This window comes from Alkalimonas collagenimarina, from assembly GCF_030717845.1.
Taxonomy (GTDB): Bacteria; Pseudomonadota; Gammaproteobacteria; order Enterobacterales; family Alteromonadaceae; genus Alkalimonas; species Alkalimonas collagenimarina.
In genome coordinates this window covers 155164-174186 of sequence record NZ_JAUZVZ010000003.1, presented here as the reverse complement: position 1 = coordinate 174186, position 19023 = coordinate 155164, and the positions used below count along the sequence as shown (strand labels likewise).

At 47.2% G+C, this 19023-nt stretch carries 22 protein-coding genes; 16 read left to right on the top strand and 6 right to left on the bottom strand.

The annotated features are described in order from the left end of the window. Positions 1-3: 3 nt before the first annotated feature. The gene (locus tag Q3O60_RS03200; RefSeq protein WP_305892455.1) at positions 4-975 is read right to left on the bottom strand and encodes a calcium/sodium antiporter; all 972 of its coding nucleotides are present in this window, start codon (positions 973-975) and stop codon (positions 4-6) included. 249 nt (positions 976-1224) lie between these two features. On the opposite strand from Q3O60_RS03200, the gene Q3O60_RS03195 reads away from it, so the two are divergent. From Q3O60_RS03195 to murA, 7 genes are read left to right on the top strand one after another with little or no spacing between them, the layout of a single operon-like run. Continuing rightward, complete coding sequence (locus Q3O60_RS03195; RefSeq protein ID WP_305892454.1) at positions 1225-2037, top strand: ATP-binding cassette domain-containing protein; 813 nt, start codon at positions 1225-1227, stop codon at positions 2035-2037. After that, on the top strand, positions 2037-2819 hold the full coding sequence (gene mlaE / locus Q3O60_RS03190) for a lipid asymmetry maintenance ABC transporter permease subunit MlaE (protein ID WP_305892506.1): 783 nt from the start codon (positions 2037-2039) through the stop codon (positions 2817-2819). Before Q3O60_RS03195 ends, mlaE begins: the two co-directional genes overlap by 1 nt. 1 nt (position 2820) lies before the next feature. Beyond that, a complete protein-coding gene (gene mlaD / locus Q3O60_RS03185) occupies positions 2821-3282 on the top strand; it encodes an outer membrane lipid asymmetry maintenance protein MlaD (protein WP_305892453.1) in 462 nt (153 codons plus the stop codon). 2 nt (positions 3283-3284) lie between these two features. After that, complete coding sequence (locus Q3O60_RS03180; RefSeq protein ID WP_305892452.1) at positions 3285-3944, top strand: MlaC/ttg2D family ABC transporter substrate-binding protein; 660 nt, start codon at positions 3285-3287, stop codon at positions 3942-3944. Positions 3945-3947: 3 nt separating this feature from the next. After that, positions 3948-4247 carry an STAS domain-containing protein gene (locus Q3O60_RS03175; RefSeq protein WP_305892451.1) on the top strand — a complete coding sequence of 100 codons (300 nt, stop codon included), beginning with the start codon at positions 3948-3950 and terminating at the stop codon, positions 4245-4247. Between the two features lie 3 nt (positions 4248-4250). Then, complete coding sequence (locus Q3O60_RS03170; RefSeq protein ID WP_305892450.1) at positions 4251-4508, top strand: BolA family protein; 258 nt, start codon at positions 4251-4253, stop codon at positions 4506-4508. A 6-nt stretch (positions 4509-4514) separates the two neighbouring features. After that, positions 4515-5768: a UDP-N-acetylglucosamine 1-carboxyvinyltransferase gene (gene murA / locus Q3O60_RS03165; protein ID WP_305892449.1), complete on the top strand. Its 1254-nt coding sequence runs from the start codon at positions 4515-4517 to the stop codon at positions 5766-5768. Positions 5769-5795: 27 nt separating this feature from the next. Here murA and Q3O60_RS03160 read toward each other — a convergent pair whose 3' ends face one another. From Q3O60_RS03160 to Q3O60_RS03150, 3 genes are all read right to left on the bottom strand, one after another. Beyond that, positions 5796-6884, bottom strand: a complete 1089-nt coding sequence (locus Q3O60_RS03160; protein ID WP_369812619.1) for a trypsin-like peptidase domain-containing protein — start codon at positions 6882-6884, stop codon at positions 5796-5798. 99 nt (positions 6885-6983) lie between these two features. Continuing rightward, positions 6984-8345: a DegQ family serine endoprotease gene (locus tag Q3O60_RS03155; protein ID WP_305892448.1), complete on the bottom strand. Its 1362-nt coding sequence runs from the start codon at positions 8343-8345 to the stop codon at positions 6984-6986. Positions 8346-8495: 150 nt separating this feature from the next. Further along, positions 8496-8975, bottom strand: coding sequence for a Z-ring associated ZapG family protein (locus Q3O60_RS03150; RefSeq protein WP_305892447.1), 480 nt, complete (start codon positions 8973-8975; stop codon positions 8496-8498). 140 nt (positions 8976-9115) lie between these two features. On the opposite strand from Q3O60_RS03150, the gene zapE reads away from it, so the two are divergent. The 8 genes from zapE (at position 9116) to Q3O60_RS03110 (ending at position 15212) form a co-directional block, all read left to right on the top strand. Further along, a complete protein-coding gene (zapE, locus tag Q3O60_RS03145; protein ID WP_305892504.1) occupies positions 9116-10207 on the top strand; it encodes a cell division protein ZapE in 1092 nt (363 codons plus the stop codon). Between the two features lie 247 nt (positions 10208-10454). After that, on the top strand, positions 10455-10883 hold the full coding sequence (gene rplM / locus Q3O60_RS03140; RefSeq protein ID WP_305892446.1) for a 50S ribosomal protein L13: 429 nt from the start codon (positions 10455-10457) through the stop codon (positions 10881-10883). Between the two features lie 12 nt (positions 10884-10895). Beyond that, positions 10896-11288 (top strand): 30S ribosomal protein S9, encoded by a 393-nt coding sequence (gene rpsI / locus Q3O60_RS03135; protein WP_305892445.1) that lies wholly within the window; start codon positions 10896-10898, stop codon positions 11286-11288. A 185-nt stretch (positions 11289-11473) separates the two neighbouring features. After that, complete coding sequence (gene petA / locus Q3O60_RS03130; RefSeq protein WP_305892444.1) at positions 11474-12064, top strand: ubiquinol-cytochrome c reductase iron-sulfur subunit; 591 nt, start codon at positions 11474-11476, stop codon at positions 12062-12064. Beyond that, positions 12064-13335 carry a cytochrome b gene (locus Q3O60_RS03125; protein WP_305892443.1) on the top strand — a complete coding sequence of 424 codons (1272 nt, stop codon included), beginning with the start codon at positions 12064-12066 and terminating at the stop codon, positions 13333-13335. The genes petA and Q3O60_RS03125 overlap by 1 nt, the downstream gene beginning before the upstream one ends. Then, entirely contained in the window at positions 13335-14072 is a 738-nt protein-coding gene (locus tag Q3O60_RS03120) for a cytochrome c1 (RefSeq protein ID WP_305892442.1), read from the top strand. Before Q3O60_RS03125 ends, Q3O60_RS03120 begins: the two co-directional genes overlap by 1 nt. Positions 14073-14148: 76 nt before the next feature. After that, positions 14149-14787: a stringent starvation protein SspA gene (gene sspA, locus Q3O60_RS03115; RefSeq protein WP_305892441.1), complete on the top strand. Its 639-nt coding sequence runs from the start codon at positions 14149-14151 to the stop codon at positions 14785-14787. 2 nt (positions 14788-14789) lie between these two features. Further along, entirely contained in the window at positions 14790-15212 is a 423-nt protein-coding gene (locus tag Q3O60_RS03110) for a ClpXP protease specificity-enhancing factor (protein WP_305892440.1), read from the top strand. Between the two features lie 98 nt (positions 15213-15310). Here Q3O60_RS03110 and ilvY read toward each other — a convergent pair whose 3' ends face one another. Next, on the bottom strand, positions 15311-16189 hold the full coding sequence (ilvY, locus tag Q3O60_RS03105) for an HTH-type transcriptional activator IlvY (protein WP_305892439.1): 879 nt from the start codon (positions 16187-16189) through the stop codon (positions 15311-15313). Between the two features lie 150 nt (positions 16190-16339). Here ilvY and ilvC point away from each other — a divergent pair, with 150 nt between their 5' ends. Next, positions 16340-17824: a ketol-acid reductoisomerase gene (ilvC, locus tag Q3O60_RS03100; protein ID WP_305892438.1), complete on the top strand. Its 1485-nt coding sequence runs from the start codon at positions 16340-16342 to the stop codon at positions 17822-17824. A gap of 139 nt (positions 17825-17963) precedes the next feature. Here ilvC and Q3O60_RS03095 read toward each other — a convergent pair whose 3' ends face one another. Then, complete coding sequence (locus Q3O60_RS03095) at positions 17964-18998, bottom strand: glycosyltransferase family 2 protein (protein WP_305892437.1); 1035 nt, start codon at positions 18996-18998, stop codon at positions 17964-17966. Positions 18999-19023 lie beyond the last annotated feature (25 nt).

Sequence of the window (19023 nt, the reverse complement as noted above, 5' to 3'; positions counted from 1 at the left end):
ATATTAAAAGCTGTTAAATAACAAAAACTGATAACCGATAAATGCTGTCAGCAGCAGTAGACCTTCGACCCGATTAATACGCCGAAGTTTACCAATCCGTAAACTCATGAGCAGCATCACTACGGTAGCCGCAATCATGACGTAACTATCTCTGCCGGCTGCATTAACATCAATGCTGCCCGGAGCAATGACAACGCCAATACCTAAAACCGCTAAAATGTTAAAGATATTCGAGCCAATAATATTGCCCAGCGCTAAATCGTCCTCGCCTTTGAGGATACCAATTAAACTGGCCGCCAACTCAGGCAAACTGGTTCCGATGGCAATAATGGTCAAGCCAATCAATAAATCACTCATGCCAGCATAGCTGGCAATCGTCACTGCGCCATGCACCAACAACTGTGAGCTTGCCAGCAACAATAGCAGACCCGCGACGAGCCAGAAAATTGCTTTGTATGTTGTGATTGGCGGCGGCAACTCCGCCTGATACTCGCTGAGCAGCGGATCGTCAGGAGCAACATGGCGGCCCCAATAAACCATCAAGGCAATGAAAAGGGCAAAAGCGGTTAAAAGGATACCTCCTTCAGCTCTGGTTAAGGTTTGATCGGCTAAAAACAGGTACCCTAATAAAGTGCATAAAATTAACAACGGAAATTCTCGTTTCACCGTCATGGATGCGACACTAATGGGCTTGAGCAAAGCCGTGGCACCAATGACCAGCAGTATATTGGTGATGTTGGACCCTAAAGCGTTCCCCACAGAGGTATCGAGTCGGCCTTGCCAGGCAGCCGTGGCGGAAACCATGATTTCAGGGGCTGAAGAGCCCATGGCAACAATGGTTAGACCAATGATCATCGGTGAAATATTCAGGTTTCGGGCGATAGAGGATGCGCCATATACAAAGCGATCTGCGCTCCAAATCAATAAGATAAGCCCGACAAGTACGAAGATGCTGGCTGTGATGAGTGGCGACACTCAATATTCCTTCTGGGGTGGTCTAATGTGGCTATTTTCCCGTTTATTGTTTAGAAAAGCAAAATTTATAGTGTTTTAAGGTGTTCGACTTTTTGCAATGATTTGTTACGAATAATGAGAAGGTCATGCAGTGCCAACTTTGATACAATAGAGTTTGCATTCGTTTAAATGCAAATAGGTACTTATTTGAAATAGGAAAGCGGTATCGGTATAGTGCCGCGCTGTTTAGATGCAGGCTAAGCCTGCAATATGGAGAGTACTTTGTCCGATATTATGGTCGATATTCAAAATCTGTCGTTCAGTCGAGGGGATAACCTCATCTATGACGGTATGAATATGACAGTTGAAAAAGGAAAAGTGACCGCCATTATGGGGCCGAGCGGCATTGGCAAAACTACGCTGCTGAAGTTGATTGGTGGTCAACTGCGGCCCGATAGTGGCGATATTTTGTTTCGCGGTCGTTCCATTCCTAAGATGAACCGCTCTGAACTGTATCAGACACGCAAAGATATGAGCATGCTGTTTCAAAGTGGAGCTTTGTTCAGTGAAATGTCGGTATTTGATAATGTTGCGTTTCCCATCCGTGAGCATACTAAGCTACCGGAAAGTTTAATTAAAATCATGGTACTCATGAAGCTAGAGGCGGTAGGTTTGCGTGGAGCCCGTGATTTAATGCCCGCTGAATTATCAGGTGGTATGGCGCGCCGGGCTGCTTTAGCTCGTGCCATTGCCTTAGACCCCCAGTTGATCATGTACGATGAGCCTTTTGCCGGACAAGACCCGATATCGATGGGCATTGTTGTGAAACTGATCCGAGCATTGAACAATGCGCTGGGTTTAACCTCCATCGTGGTATCGCATGATGTCACCGAAGTGATGAGTATTGCCGACTATGTCTACGTAGTGGCTGAAAAACATGTGATTGGAGAGGGTACACCGGAGCAACTGCGGCAGCATGAATCACCTTTGGTGCAACAGTTTTTGAAAGGCGAAGCCGATGGCGCCGTGCCTTTTCACTACAAAGCGGCGCCTTATGCCGATGAATTAATGGAGTTGTTGTGATGGTGTTGGATCAACTGCAGCGAATGGGCGCTGCCACTATTCACTCCGTTATGGGACTGGGTCGTGCTGCTTTAATGCTGCTTGGAGCTATTTTTGGCAAGCCCAGCATCCGTAAAGGAACACCGTTGCTTATTAAGCAGCTCTATGTTGTCGGTGTGCTGTCGTTACTGATTATTTTGGTCTCCGGGCTCTTTATAGGTATGGTGCTGGCCTTGCAAGGTTATACCGTACTGGTGAAGTTTGGCGCCGAGCAAATGTTGGGTCCATTGGTGGCCTTGAGTTTGTTGCGTGAACTCGGGCCTGTTGTTACTGCATTGCTTTTTGCTGGGCGGGCAGGCAGTGCCTTAACGGCTGAGATTGGCTTGATGAAAGCAACCGAACAACTATCGAGCATGGAAATGATGGCGGTGGACCCATTGCGTCGTATTATTTCCCCTCGATTTTGGGCTGGTGTGATCAGCATGCCTTTGCTGGCCATTATCTTTACTGCGGTAGGAATTTTGGGTGGTCATTTGGTGGGTGTTGATTGGCTGGGTGTCGATGGCGGGGGCTATTGGTCAGCGATGCAAGCGAATGTCGATCTGTATCAAGATGTGTTCAATGGCATCATTAAAAGCATCGTTTTTGCTTTTATAGTGATGTGGATTGCTCTGCACAAAGGGTTTGATGCGGTTCCAACGTCTGAGGGTATTAGCCGGGCGACCACCGAAACCGTAGTAACCGCATCGTTAGCAGTTTTAGCATTTGATTTTATTTTAACCGCATTAATGTTTGGTGGATAACATGAGCACACGGAAAATTGAGATTTTAGTCGGTTTGTTTGTAGCTATAGCCGTAGGTGCTTTTTTGATTCTGGCACTCAAAGTAGCTAACACGGGTTTTGCTGGCTCGGGTGATACCTACACCTTGTACGCCGAGTTCGAAAATATTGGTGGGTTGAAGGCTCGCTCACCCATCAAAGTTGGTGGTGTGGTGGTTGGCCGGGTCGCGGCGATAGAACTGGACAAAAACTACTACACGCCCAGGGTGCGTCTTGAAATTAGTCGACAGTACGATAATTTCCCTGAAACCAGCTCTGTGGTCATTTTAACCTCTGGTTTGCTGGGGGAGCAGTATCTTGGTATCCAGCCCGGCTTTATTGACGAAACCGTCCACATACTCAAAGATGGCGATATGATTGAAGACACGCGTTCAGCCATGGTGCTGGAAGAATTGATCGGTCAGTTTTTATTTAATCGGGATTAGTTATGAAATTAGTTAAATTATTTACACAGATGACAGCTACCTTCGCTTTGTTGCTTTCTGTCTCTTTGTCTGCGGCCGAGGTACAGAAATTTACCGACCCTTATGAAATGATCTCTGTGGTGGCGGATCAGGCGTTTACCCGGTTAGCAGCAGAAAAAGATAACATTATGGCCGATCCTGAGCTGATGCGGGCCATGGTCAATGAAGAACTATTACCTTACATTGATGTGCGCTATGCGGCATTCCGGGTGATTGGTAATCATATCCGCAATACCACCGAAGAGGAGCGTGATGCCTTTGTCATCGCTTTTCAAGAGTACATGATTGCGACCTATGCCGGAACCCTGACCTTGTATCGTGATCAGCAGGTAATCATCGCGCCCAGCCAAGATGTCGGCAACCGCCAGATTGCAACTGTCAGAGCCCGGGTCATCGACCCTGGTAAGCCGGATATCGTCATTGAGTTTAAATTACGCCGCGCCAGAGACTCTGAGTATTGGCAGGTGTTTGATATGGTGGCTGAAGGTATTTCACTGCTGGATAGTAAACGAGCTGAGCTAGCTGGCATGATCCGTCAGCAGGGCTTAAGCCGAGTGACTGAACTGCTGCAAGAACGCGCTAAAGCACCGATTGAGCCGGCTGAACCTGCTGAAGGAGACTAGTCGGTGTTGCGTATAGAGCATGATCAACAACGATTGCTATTTCATGGCACATTGGATAGAAATACTTTGCTTGGTTGCTGGCCTTTTAAGCAACTAAGTAGCATGTCAGGTCAGGTTGTCTTCGATTTTAAACAATTGAGCTCGATTGATACGGCCGGGCTAGCTTGGCTATTAAAACAATTAGCGCTTGCCAGACAAGGGGGCTTGGTGGTTCAATTGCAGCATGTGCCCTCTCAATTATACTCACTGGCTGAAGTAACCGATGTACTTGCTTTACTTCCTATCAGTGATAACACAGAGTAACTAATGGACATTCAACAAATCGAGCAACTTTTGCAGGAACAATTGCAGCTGTCTGAAGTCAAAGTCAGTGCAGATGGTTCTCATTATTCTGTCACTGCAGTTGGCGATTGCTTTGCTGAAGTTAGCCGGGTCAAACAGCAACAAATGATTTATGCTCCCTTGATGGCTGCCATTCAGGACGGCAGTATTCATGCAGTTTCTATTCGTACTTTTACGCCAGAGCAATGGCGTAGAGAAAAATTACTTAACTCATCGATGTAAACGCTTATGCAACAATTCTTAGTGACCGGTGGTGCTGAACTACGTGGCGAGGTAACCATTTCCGGTGCCAAGAACGCAGCCCTGCCTATTTTATTTGCCAGTATCCTATCGGAAGGCGAAGTTATCATTGATAACGTGCCTGAACTGAAAGATATTGATACCACCTTTAAATTGCTACGGTTATTTGGTGCTACGGTTCAACGTGATGGCAATACTGTCATCATTGATGCAGGCCCAATTCATAGCCAAATCGCATCCTATGATTTAGTCAAAACCATGCGGGCTTCTATATTAGCTTTGGGGCCTTTACTGAGCCGCTTTGGTCAGGCTGAAGTGTCGTTACCCGGTGGTTGTGCTATTGGCGCCCGGCCGGTCAACCTCCATATCGATGGTTTACGCAAAATGGGCGCCGATATCACCGTAGAGAATGGCTACATTAAAGCCAAAGCCAGCCGGTTAAAAGCGGCGCATATCGTGATGGATATGGTCAGTGTGACGGGTACCGAAAATCTGATGGCTGCAGCTGTATTGGCCGATGGTGTATCGGTAATAGAGAATGCAGCCCGAGAGCCTGAAGTTACTGACTTGGCTCACTTTTTAAACACCTTGGGTGCCAAAATATCTGGTGCGGGTACCGATACCATTCAGATAGAAGGGGTAGAGCGTTTGCATGGTGGTCGATACCGTGTGTTGCCAGATCGGATTGAAACCGGAACTTTTCTGGTGGCGGCTGCGGTGACAGGCGGAGATGTGACCTGTCGAAACACGCAACCTGGCGAGCTAGAAGTGGTTCTGGAAAAGTTACGTGAAGCTGGTGCGGACATTAGCACAGGTGAGGACTGGATCCGCTTGAATATGACTGGCCGTACCTTAAAGGCAGTGCAAGTGAAAACTGTGCCTCATCCGGGCTTTCCAACCGATATGCAAGCGCAATTCACTGTGTTGAATGTTGTAGCGCAAGGGGTTGGAACTGTGACGGAAACTATTTTCGAAAACCGTTTTATGCATGTGCCTGAATTACAACGGATGGGTGCTCGTATCCAGTTGGAAGGCAATACGGCGGTATGTCAGCACACCGAACAATTGACGGCGGCACAAGTGATGGCAACAGATTTACGTGCCTCGGCTAGTTTGGTGATAGCTGGTTTGGTGGCTGAAGGAACAACTGTTGTCGATCGGATTTATCATATTGATCGTGGGTATGAGCGAATAGAGCATAAACTAGCTGGACTTGGTGCCACGATCAAGCGTACCAATTAAAAATTGTATATGCAGACAAAACCAACCTTAATTGCGTAACTCGCGGATTAAGGTTGGGATAACCATTCGTTCGTTGTTGCGTTGAATGGTCAGTTCCACCGTAGTATCTGGTACCGTCTCGGCGATCATATTCAGCGCATGCTGAGTGCTGGTGAAGCTTTTGCCATCAATTTCCAATAAGATATCATTGACTTGCAACCCAGCTTCCGCAGCCGGGCTGTAAGGGCTGATAGAGGTCAGCAAGACGCCATACAACGGCTGACCGGTCGATATTAACCGATCGCCTGCAGCATTAATCACCGGATCACCAGACACCCCAAGATGCCCACGAAGCACGCGGCCATGCTGAATTAACTTCTCCATCACTCGATGGGCAAGCTTGTAAGGCACCGCAAAGAAAATCCCTTGTACATCCTGACTTTGGCGCTGGAACGTAGCTGCATTAATGCCGACCAGAGTACCATTGCTATTCACCAAAGCCCCACCTGAATTACCAGCATTGATGGCGGCATCCATTCGCATAAAATCGAAGTAACCGCGTGAGCTCATGCCATCGTTGCCATTGGCACTGATGATGCCTTGCGTTACGGTCTGGCCCAAATTCAACGGATTACCAATCGCGAGCACGACATCTCCAACTTGAGGATCTAGCTGAGGATCCTGTGGGATGGCTGGTAGATTATCTGCTTCGACATACAACAAAGCTAAGTCGGTCAGTTCATCTTGACCAATCAACACGGCTTCGAGCCAACGACCATCTTGCAAAGCGACTTCAATATGATCCGCCCCATACACCACATGATGATTGGTTAGAATGTAGCCTTGTGAACTCATAATGACACCAGAGCCGAGTTCTTGTCGCTCTACGGTTCGGGCCCGGAGCGAGCGAGGATGATTGATGGTGGTGCGGGTATACACATTGACCACGGAGGGCGCTGCCATCCTTACGGCTCTGGAATAGGATACTGGCGCTTGCTTTTGTTCTTCTTCATGCAAAGCAGGGCTTGGAAGTTGAAAGTTGATGTATTGTGGGAACAATAGCAACAACACCAGCGCAAGCGCCAGACCGTAAGCAATACTTCGTAACACAAAGAAAATAATCTTAAGCACTGACATCAAGTTAGCCAATTTAGAATGGACTAAGCATAACATCAATTACACAAAAGCAGTAGCCAGAAAACGACTACTGCTTGGTTTGTGATAACGAATGAATGGCTAGCGGATCAGCACATAGAGGGTTTGTTGACCACGCTGGATATTGAGGGCGATAACACCACGCTGATCTTGTAATGCTTTCCTTAGTTCAGCTAAGTTGTGTGTACGTTGTCGGTTGACGCCAATGATAACATCATCTTTCTCTAGCCCAAGACGAGCTGCAGGCGCACCGCGTTCCAACTCACTGACCAGGACTCCCGCTTTGCCGTCATGTGTTTGATCATTGAGTAGTGTGGCCCCTTCCAGCATCGGGTGGATCACGTTGGCTGCAATCTGAGTTTGTTCTGCGCGACCCAGTGTCACCTCAATATCGAGCGTCTTGCCATCGCGTAACACCGCTAAGCTTACATTCCGACCAGCGCCAAGGGTGGCAATTTTTGCACGTAATTCGCGGAAGTTAATAATGCGGTTGCCATTCATGCCAACAATGACATCACCTGAGCGCAATCCCGCTGTTTCAGCAGCTGAATTGGGCAGTACCTCATTGACAAATGCACCCTGGCTGACGGGTAAGTTCATCGCTTCTGTCAGCTCAGACGATACATCAATACCGCGAATTCCTAAGCTGCCCCGGCGGATCTCGCCAAACTCTATCATTTGATCGATCAAACTTTTCATCATGTTGGATGGAATAGCAAAACCAATACCAACGTTGCCACCGTGGGGACCTAAAATGGCGGTATTAATGCCAATCAGTTCACCGCGTAAATTGACCAGGGCGCCGCCAGAGTTACCACTATTGATAGCCGCATCGGTCTGAATGAAGTCTTCATACCCCTCCATGCCAAGATTACCGCGACCAAGCGCACTGACAATACCTGAGGTGACCGTCTGGCCTAAACCAAATGGATTGCCGATAGCAATGGCAAAATCACCCACGCGCAAGCCATCTGAGTTGGCTAACGGTAAAGCAACCAGATTATCTGCTTCAATCTTCAGTAAGGCGATATCGCTTTCAGGATCCTCACCTAACTTTTCTGCTTTATAGGTTCTACCATCTTGTAAGTTAATGACAATATCACTGGCATCACGGATCACATGGGCATTGGTGACGATATAGCCTTGTTCAGCATCAATAATAACGCCGGAACCCAACCCTCTAAATGGCCGTTCTTCACGGAGCTCGCCGGGGGCCCGAGGTCCGAAAAAGTGGCGGAAGGCATCTGGCATTCGTTGGCGAACCTCACGGCTGCCTTGCACGGATATATTGACTACGGCGGGAGTTGCCTGTTCGAGCATGGGGGCCAGTGTCGGCATATCGCCGTCGCTGGCTTGGATTAATGGAATACTTGCTTGAGCCAGTCCGATCGTCAGGCAAAGTGCTGCAATCAGGCTGGTGATGGACACAACGGCATTTTTCATAAATGAACATCTCCTTCAAACACACTGAGCATAAACCCGTTCTCATGCAGCTGCGATAGTTTCGGCTGCAATGAGGCAGGGCGTCGTTACATGATTCAGAATGATGATAAAGATACTTAGTACGAAAAAAAGTTCAATGGAGGATCAGCCTTAATCTTTCTGGGCAGAGCTCACTGCTTGCTTCGGTGACTTGTGCTGAGGCTCTTTAAATAAACCGCTGCTCTGGCCTGCATAATCACGAGGTTGTTCATAGGATTTAGAATACGTCGGCTTTTTCTCATCGAGTTGATGCAGGGAGTCTCGAATATGGCTGGCGGTATCAGATGATAAGTACGATAGCGTTTCATCCTTGTTATTTTCAAGCATTGGTTTTTCAACCAACTCCATTTTGCTTTGCTGCAAGTGATTGGCAATCTTGCCATAGTTGTCTTGCAACTGCGTGATCAACTGATTGGTGGTTTCCAGATGATTTGAGACATCAGCCCTATATTTTTTTAATTGCTCTTTTGTTTCTGTTAGTTCCAGCTGCAATTGATGCTGGTTGTGTTGACGAAGTGCCAGCCACCAGCCTGCGAGACCACCACCCAAAAAACCAACGACTAACCAGACTAAGGTCATTGTAATTGTCATAACAGCTCCTGCATCAACATCAAATCAAATCATTCAAAGGAAGTGTAACCGATTTTTTTAGTTACAGTGGTAAGGCATGTTAAGATAGCACCATACCATTAATTGCGGCTGAATGGCCTTATTTCAAGTATATAACAATGCTGTCACCTCAGGAAAAATATCAACAAGATTTGTTGCGGGATGATTTTCAGCCGGATGAAGCTCAAGCCGAAGCCGTGCGGCACTTGCAACGCCTGTACACTGATTTACTCAAGCAGCGAGAGAGTAAATCAGGTTTTTTGCAGAGGTTGCTCAAGAAAACAGCCACGACGGCACCTGCGAAAGGTCTGTATTTTTGGGGCGGCGTTGGTCGCGGCAAAACCTACTTAGTCGATACCTTCTATGAGTGCCTGCCGTTTGAACGTAAGCTACGGATCCACTTTCATCGCTTTATGCATCGCGTGCATGAAGAACTGAAAATATTAAAAAATCAAGTTAACCCCTTGGAAATCGTGGCCGATCGTTTCAAAGCCGAAACCGATATCATTTGCTTCGATGAGTTTTTTGTCTCAGACATCACTGATGCCATGCTGTTGGGCACCTTGATGCAGGCCCTGTTTGCTCGCGGCATTACCTTGGTTGCAACCTCAAACATCGAGCCAGACGGTTTGTATCGTAATGGCTTGCAACGTGCGCGCTTTTTGCCAGCCATTGATCTCATTAAACAACACACTGATGTGGTAAATGTGGACAGTGGCATTGACTACCGATTGCGTACTTTGGAGCAGGCCGAAATTTATCATGCGCCGCTCGATGAGCAAGCGGAAATCAATCTGGCGGAGTATTTTCATGCGCTATCGGATGAACCGCGGCAACAGGATGTAGCGATAGAAGTAGCTAACCGTCGTATACAGGCCCGGCACGAAGCCGATGGCGTGGTGTGGTTTGCTTTTAGTGCGCTGTGTGAAACCGCTCGCAGCCAATACGACTACATGGAGTTAAGTCGTTGTTACCATACCGTGCTAATCTCAGGGGTTAAGCAAATGGGGCAGCACAATGACGATGTGACGCGGCGTTTTATCGCGCTGGTGGATGAGTTTTATGAGCGTAATGTAACGCTAATCTTATCGGCAGAAGCTGAACTTGAGCACTTGTATCAGGGAGGGCTATTGAATTTTGAGTTTAAACGCTGCATCAGTCGATTGAGGGAAATGCAGTCGCACGATTATTTGGCTCAACCCCACTTGCCATAAGCCACCATAGGCAACATAGTCTAACTCTATTTATCATGGTCAACAGACTTCTTTTTAAAAAGTTGATATTTTTTGAGCAGAAATGCTGATCTTTTGATTTGAATGCATTATAATCCGCGCCCGGCCTACGTTACAGCCTTGTTGCCCTTTAGCCAGGTAACGCTTGTACTCGAAGGGGTACGGTCACGATACAGCACAATAGCCCTGTGCGTATCCGTTGTAACTATGTAAGTTTTGGAAAATTTAAATGAAAACTTTTACTGCTAAACCAGAAAGCGTCCAACGTGACTGGTATGTTGTGGATGCTGCCGGTAAAACTCTGGGACGTATCTCAACTGAAATCGCCGCTCGCTTACGTGGCAAGCATAAGCCTGAGTACACGCCGCATGTCGATACCGGTGATTACATCATCGTGGTCAATGCGGACAAAGTGACGGTAACCGGTAATAAAGCTAAGAATAAGATGTATTATTCTCACAGTGGTTTCCCGGGTGGCATCAAAGAAATCAACTTTGAAAAGTTGTTGGCGAAAAAACCTGAGATGGTGCTGGAAAAAGCCATCAAGGGAATGTTGCCAAAAGGCCCACTGGGTCGTGCTATGTTCCGTAAGTTAAAAGTATATGCAGGCGCCGAGCATCAACATGCTGCTCAGCAACCGCAAGTTTTAGACATCTAATCGGAGCATCTCATGGCACAGAATCAATACTATGGAACTGGTCGTCGTAAAAGCTCAACGGCCCGTGTATTTTTGAAAGCTGGTTCAGGCAACATCGTGATCAACAAGCGCTCTATCACTGAGTACTTTGGTCGTGAAACTGCCCGTATGGTTGTTATGCAGCCATTAGAGCTGGTTGATATGGTTTCAAAATTTGACATGCACATCACTGTGAAAGGTGGTGGTATCAGTGGTCAGGCAGGCGCTATCCGTCACGGTATTACCCGTGCACTGATGGAGTTTGACGAAACCCTGCGTCCGGAGCTGCGTAAAGCTGGCTTCGTGACCCGTGATGCACGTCAGGTTGAACGTAAGAAAGTGGGTCTGCGTAAAGCACGTAAGCGTCCACAGTTCTCTAAGCGTTAAGCTGTATTTACACCTCAAAAGCCCGACCTTGTGTCGGGTTTTTTATTGCTATTCAGCGGCGGTTAATCCTTGTGTAAAGCGTGGCTTTTCATTATGATCGTCGTTATTTATTCATTTATAATAATTTGCTGGTAAACAGCCGCTTAAAATAAGTTGTGTTTAAGCGTAAATGTGGAGATGAGTGGATGAGCAACGCGCCTGTAGATCATGGTCGCCGCCGCTTCCTGACCATTGCAACATCGGTCGTGGGTGGAGTTGGTGCCATTGGAGCCGCTGTTCCCTTTATTGCGTCCTGGAGCCCGAGTGAACGGGCTCGCCAGGCTGGTGCTGCAGTGAGTGCAGATGTCAGCAAAATGGAAGAAGGACAGCTAATACGGGTAGAGTGGCGTGGAAAGCCGGTTTGGATTGTTAAACGCACACAAGAAATGATTGAGCAATTACCTAACCACGAAAACCGGTTACGTGATCCAGAATCAAAAGAACTGCAACAACCGGTGTATGCCCAAAATCGTCATCGCTCCATTCGTCCTGAGTTTTTTGTGGCGGTTGGTATCTGTACGCACTTCGGCTGTTCACCAACTTACATGCCGAATGAATTTGCGTCGCAGGCTGAGGGTGTCCGTTCGGGTTTCTTTTGTCCATGTCATGGTTCCCGCTTCGATATTGCCGGCCGGGTGTTTCAGAATGTACCCGCACCAACCAATCTGGAAGTTCCTCCGTATATGTTTACTGATGAGTTCACCATTTTGGTGGGTGAAGACGAGGAGACTGCCTGATGAAAAACTTGATGAACTGGATCGAGTATCGTCTGCCTGTTGTGGAAAAAATGAAAATCCACATGACGCAGTATCCAGCGCCAAAAAACTTCAATTTCTGGTACTTCTTTGGCTCTTTAGCCATTGTGGTGCTAGTCAATCAGATACTGACTGGTATTTGGTTAACCATGAATTACGAACCTTCTGCTGAAGGTGCTTTCCGTTCTATCGAATACATCATGCGTGACGTCGAGTATGGTTGGCTGCTGCGTTATATGCATTCCACAGGTGCATCGGCATTTTTCGTCGTGGTGTATTTGCATATGCTACGCGGCATGATGTATGGATCTTACCAGAAACCACGAGAGTTACTGTGGATCTTTGGTATGCTGATTTATCTGGTGCTGATGGCTGAAGCCTTTATGGGCTATATGCTGCCTTGGGGACAAATGTCGTTCTGGGGAGCTCAGGTTATTATCTCTATTTTCGGGGTCATTCCATTTATTGGGGATGATTTAACGCTGTGGATCCGTGGTGACTACGTGATCTCCGGTGCAACGCTCAATCGCTTCTTTGCTTTGCACGTCATCGCCTTGCCTCTGGTGTTGGTTATTTTGGTGTTTTTACACATCATGGCGTTGCACGAAGTTGGCTCAAATAACCCAGATGGTATTGATACCAAGCGGGATAAAGATGACAGCAGTGTACCTGCGGATGCAGTGAGCAAATTTGAGTTTCATGACAACTTTACCAAAGGTGGTAAGAAAGTCATCATCGACTCGATCCCATTTCACCCGTATTACACGGTGAAAGACCTGGTTGGTCTGGCTGGCTTTTTATTCTTGTTCGCCTATGTCATCTTCTTTATGCCAGAAGGGGGTGGGTACTTCCTGGAAGCACCAAACTTTGAATTGGCTAATCCAATGAAGACCCCTGAGCATATTGCTCCAGTGTGGTATTTCACACCGTTCTACGCCATTTTGCGGGCAGTACCTAACCCATTATTTGGTGCTATTGCGATGTTTGCAGCCATTCTGGCCTTGGCGTTATTGCCATGGATCGACCGTGGTAAAGTACGCTCTATCCGCTATCGTTGTGGTCTGCATAAGCTGAATTTGGTCAATTTCTGCATTAGCTTTGTGGCTTTGGGGATCCTTGGTGTATTACCAGCGACTCCACTGTACACTTTCCTGTCGCAGTTTTTCTCATTCACGTATTTTGGTTTCTTTATTTTACTGTGGTTCTACAGCAAAAATGAAAATACCAAGCCATTGCCAGAGAGGTTGACCTGATGTTGAAACGTATTATTTCTGCAGCGGCTTTGTTGGCATCCTCTGTCGTGTTGGCAGCTGGCCCGAACATTCCATTGGAAAAAGCACCAGTTGATATTCGGGACACTGCTTCACTGCAGCGCGGTTTTGCCTTGTATCAAAACTACTGCCTTGCATGCCACCAGATGCAGTATCAGCGCTATGCTCGTAGCTTTCGCGATCTGGATATCCCAGAAGAGCTGGGTATGGAAAATCTCATGTTTACCGGTGAGCGGGTTGGTGATCATATTACCAACACCATGGATCCGGTTGATGCGGCAGAATGGTTTGGAGATGCAATTCCGGATCTCACCAACGTAGCGCGAGTCCGTGGTCCTGATTGGATTTATACCTACTTAAAGTCATTCTACAAAGATGAAAGTCGCCCATTTGGTGTTGATAATGATGTCTTTCCAATGGTTGGGATGCCGCACGTGTTGCAAGAGCTGCAAGGGGTACCTTACAAAGCCTATGAAACACGCTTGGTCGATGGTCAACAGACTCAGGTTTATGTTGGTATTCGTACCGATGGTTCCGGTGAAATGAGCGAGGATGAGTACGATCGCGCCGTGGCGGATTTAGTGAACTATTTAGTGTATACTGGCGAGCCTTATCGGTTAGAGTCGGAACGCCTGGGTATTAAAGTATTAATCTTCCTGGCTATCTTTTTTGTTCTGGCCTATCTGTTGAAGAAAGAATACTGGAAAGATGTTCACTAATTATTTGATATCTAAAAGTATTTAATGATAGGGGCCTGTTGGCCCCTTTGCTGTTTATTGTAAACCGGAGGAATGCATGGCGATTTCAGCCAATAAACGCCCTGTGATGACACTGTTTTCTGCTGCGGATGATATGTATAGTCATCAAGTGCGCATCGTACTGGCAGAAAAAGGCGTCAGTGTTGATATTCTCCAGGTCACTCAGGATAACCTTCCTGAGGAACTGTATGAAGTCAATCCATATGGCAGTTTGCCAACCTTGCTCGATCGTGAGCTGTCGCTGTATCAGGCACAAATCATTATTGAGTATTTGGACGAGCGTTTCCCACACCCCCCTTTGATGCCTGTGTATCCGGTTGCCCGTGGTCAGGCACGCTTGATGATGTACCGCATTGAAAAAGATTGGTATGCGTTGGCTGAGCGGATTTTACGCCATGCTGATGATGCTGAGCAGGCGCGACAAGATCTTACCGAAGGCTTGTTGGCGGTTGCCCCTTTATTTGATGAAGCGCCTTTCTTTATGAGTGAGGAGTTTGGCTTAGTAGACTGTTACATGGCGGCATTGTTGTGGCGGTTACCAAAGTTAGGTATTGAACTGAGTGGGCCGGGCAGCAAGACTCTGATGAACTACATGGCTCGTTTATTTGATCGTGATTCCTTTATGGCATCACTGACCGAAGCTGAACGGGAGTACCGTCGAGGAAAAGGAGGCTGATTGTGACCCCAAATCGACCTTACTTGTTGCGGGCATTTTATGAGTGGATCGTGGATAACGACTGTACACCTTATCTGGTGATTGATGCAGACTATCCAGATACTAAGGTGCCACCTCAATTCGTGCAAAATGGACAGATCGTGCTGAATATGGCACCTTCTGCCGTTTCGCAGATGCAAATGGGTAATGACGTGCTCAGTTGCAGTGCCCGCTTTGGTGGGCATCCATTTGCCCTCTATATCCCTGTCAAAGCGGTGTTAGCCATTTATGCCAAAGAAAATGGCGCTGGCACCGTATTCACGTTGGATGAAGACGAAACGGACATGGATGATTTTGATGAGCAGATGGATGAAGAGATGACAGGTAAGCCGTCTACACCAGCGAAAAGTAAAAGCGGTAAATCTCATCTGACGGTTGTGAAATAACAACGTCTGATATCTAGTGAAGGTCGCTTTCGGTTTTACAGCTTGAGGCGACTTTACTATACCGAATCAGCATGTCCTTGAAACGTCTCCACTGTACGCTACCTACTGGCTACTTGACAGAATGCTTTGAGCAGAGGCTCTTGATTTCGTTTACTTAGTAAACAGATCCCCAAATCAAAGTCGGCGAAATTATAATCTACTTTAAGTGCTTTCACGCGATCTTTTACTGGACTGAGTTGGACAACTACATCAGGCGCTAAGGCGACTCCCGTCCCGAGTGCGACCATACTAACCATGGCTTCATGACCATCCACCTTAGCGACCACGTGAGGTGTGATCCCAGTATCTTTGATCCAACGGTCAAATCGACTGCGCGCAGGGCCTCGTTCGGGTTGGATCATGGGAATGTCATGCCATGGAATAGGATCCAGTGCCAGCAAGTCAGCAACTTTGCCGGGTAGCGTCGGGCTTATTAAACCAATTGGCAGCTTGGTGATGGAGTGAAAAGCCATGTTTGACGGCAGTTGCTCTGGGTGGGCAGCTAAGGCGATATCGGCTTCACCGCTTCGTACTTTCTCCATCGCAATCGAAGCATCCCCGGTGGTGAGTTTTATTTCGGCTTTTGGGCAAAGTACCCTGAATTTATCCAGAATATCAGGTAGATGGCTGTAGCTGGCAGTCACGGTGCAAAATAGCTTTATTTCACCTACCAGCTGAGAGCTACTCATGGCCAGGTCTAGCTGCAATTGATGCCATTCATCCAACCATAGACAAGCGAACTGCTGCACACGCCTGCCTTCCGTTGTTAGCTTGACGGAGCGTTTATCCCGAATGAATAACTCGGTATTGAGTTCCTGCTCCAATCGTTGGATGACGCGGGTCAGAGTGGAAGGGCTGACAAACATTTGCTCGCTGGTTTTGGCAAAGTTTAGACTGGATGCCAAATGCAAAAAAAGTTGAGTGCTGCGAATATCCATAGCTTAAGTTTCATAAAGTGAAATACAGAATTGAAAATATATCACTTCATGCAATAAGTACAGTGTCGTATGATGATTTCATTAACGCAGCAACGTGATGTTGCAACGATCAGAACGGCTGGTTCGCGTACAAGTATTCAGAGATGTAGCATGAGCAATTATTTTAACAGTTTAAACTTACGGCAGCAGCTGACTCAGCTGAAACAATGCCGGTTTATGGACAAAAGTGAATTTGCGGATGGCTGCAATGCCATTAAAGAATGGACTATCGTAATTGTCGGCTGCGGTGCTCAAGGGCTAAACCAAGGCCTGAACATGCGTGATTCTGGTTTGAACATCAGCTATGCCCTGCGTGAAGAAGCGATCGCACAAAAACGCGCGTCTTTTGTAAAGGCAACCAGCAATAACTTTAAAGTAGGTACTTATCAGGAGCTGATCCCACAAGCGGATTTGGTATTAAACCTGACACCTGACAAGCAACACAGTGCTGTAGTAGATGCAGTGATGCCGCTAATGAAGCAGGGTGCGACCTTAGCTTACTCGCATGGTTTTAATATTGTTGAGGAAGGCAAGCAAATCCGCCCCGATATTACCGTCATCATGGTGGCGCCAAAGTGTCCGGGTACCGAAGTTCGCGAAGAGTACAAGCGTGGTTTTGGTGTGCCTACCTTGTTGGCTGTACATCCGGAGAATGATCCAAAAGGTCAGGGGCTGACGATTGCAAAAGCCTATGCCTCAGCGACTGGTGGCGATAGAGCAGGAGTTCTGCATTCATCGTTCATCGCGGAAGTAAAATCTGATTTGATGGGCGAGCAAACCATTCTGTGTGGCATGTTGCAAACGGGTTCTATTCTGGCGCATGAACGCATGGTGGCTGACGGTATCGAAGCCGGTTATGCGGCTAAACTGATCCAGCAGGGGTGGGAAGTGATCACCGAGGCGTTGAAGCATGGTGGCATTACCCACATGATGGATCGTTTACCGAACCCCGCGAAAGTGAAAGCATACCGGTTAGCTGAGCAATTGAAGCAGCAACTGCGCCCTTTGTTCGAGCAACACATGGACGACATTATCAGTGGTGAGTTCTCCAGTACCATGATGGCTGACTGGGCCAAGGATGATGCAAACTTGCTACGCTGGCGCGAAGAAACCAAGCAAACCAGCTTTGAGCAGGCACCTGAGTCATCAGAGCAAATTGCCGAACAAAGTTATTTTGATCGCGGCATCTTGTTGGTCTCTATGGTCAAAGCTGGTGTTGAGCTGGCGTTTGAGACCATGGTTGATGCCGGTATTATCGCTGAGTCGGCGTATTACGAGTCGCTGCATGAAACACCATTAATTGCCAATACCATCGCTCGTAAGCGCTTGTATGAAATGAATGTGGTGATTTCTGATACTGCTGAGTATGGCAATTACTTGTTCGCCAATGCTGCTGTGCCGTTATTACGGGATACGGTTAATAGCTTAAGCAGCGAGTTGGTTGGCAAAGGTTTGAGTGCTCCGCAACAAGGTGTTGATAATCTTGAGTTGATTGCCATCAACGAAGCGATTCGTAATCACCCAGTGGAGATAGTTGGCAAAACATTACGTGGTTACATGACCGCAATGAAAAAAATTGTAGAAACTGAGCAGTAATACTCAGTTGAGTTACCCCCGAATGATGTGGTCAACGGTCGTTAGCACGAAGCCAAAAGCTCAGCTAACACCGGACCAATAACGATGTTATACGTGGACCTTGGTTGTTTGCCCTGCTTTGCAGGGCTTTTTTTTTTGCCTAGTACTGTAAGGCTGTGCTGCGTGAGGATAACTGAGCTTTGTGCAACCAATAGCCAATTTTTACAGCACGGATAGGCCAGCCATGCAGGCAACACATCAGCAGTAACCACGGTATCGGCATAGTACTGGATGCTTTGAATGCTGTTAGATACTCTTTGAGCAGAGCGCTGGTTTTAGGTTGGCTGCTTTGTAAGGTTTTACAGGCACCTATAAAGTTTCGCGCACAAAAGTAGCTGATATAAAAGTTGGTCTTGGCCTGACGGCTAGGTAATTGCTGATGAAGTAATGCATCAAAGCCAAGTAATGCTTCTGCTAGATCGATACTTTTTTTGTACTGCATGGCCGGCGATTTATTCGATAAAATACTGTTGGGTCGCTGACGATACTGAACCCAAGGGCTGGGTTGGTAGTAATAGTGCTTTGCAGTCAGAGCTAATCGTGGTGTCACACTGATGTCTTCAAAATAGCGATCGACCGGAAAGTGGAGATCATTCTGCCATAGCGACCGCTTTGATATTTTGGACCAGATATGCATTTGTCCGGCAGAGAACAGACCGGCAATTAGGCCTTCTTTATCTGTACTAAGTTGCTGGCAGGGCCCATGAAAGCTGCTGCGATGATGCTCACCACGCAGATAGTGCTTTAGGCTACGTTTGGCTCTGAGCAGCTCAAAATCACAGAGAATTAAATCTGGTGCTTGCTGCGTGATGATCGACTTAAGTTCATGAATGGCGCCGGCGGTCATGACATCATCGGAATCAAAAAACCACAAATAGCGGCCACTGGCACGCTGTAGCATTGTATTGCGCGCTGCACTTAGCCCCTTATTGTGGGTGTGTTTGAGCAGAGTGAGTTGCTTGGGGTAACGCTGTTGCCAACTGCACATGATGGGATAGCAGTTATCTGGCGAGTCATCGTCTAAAATAATAACTTCACAGCCGTCATCTAATTGCGGCATGATGGAGTGAAGGCAGTCATGTAAATAGTCAGCCACTTTATAAGCTGGAATTAAAATACTTAGCCAGGGTGTCATGGGCAGCAGTTGATTAGTAAGAATA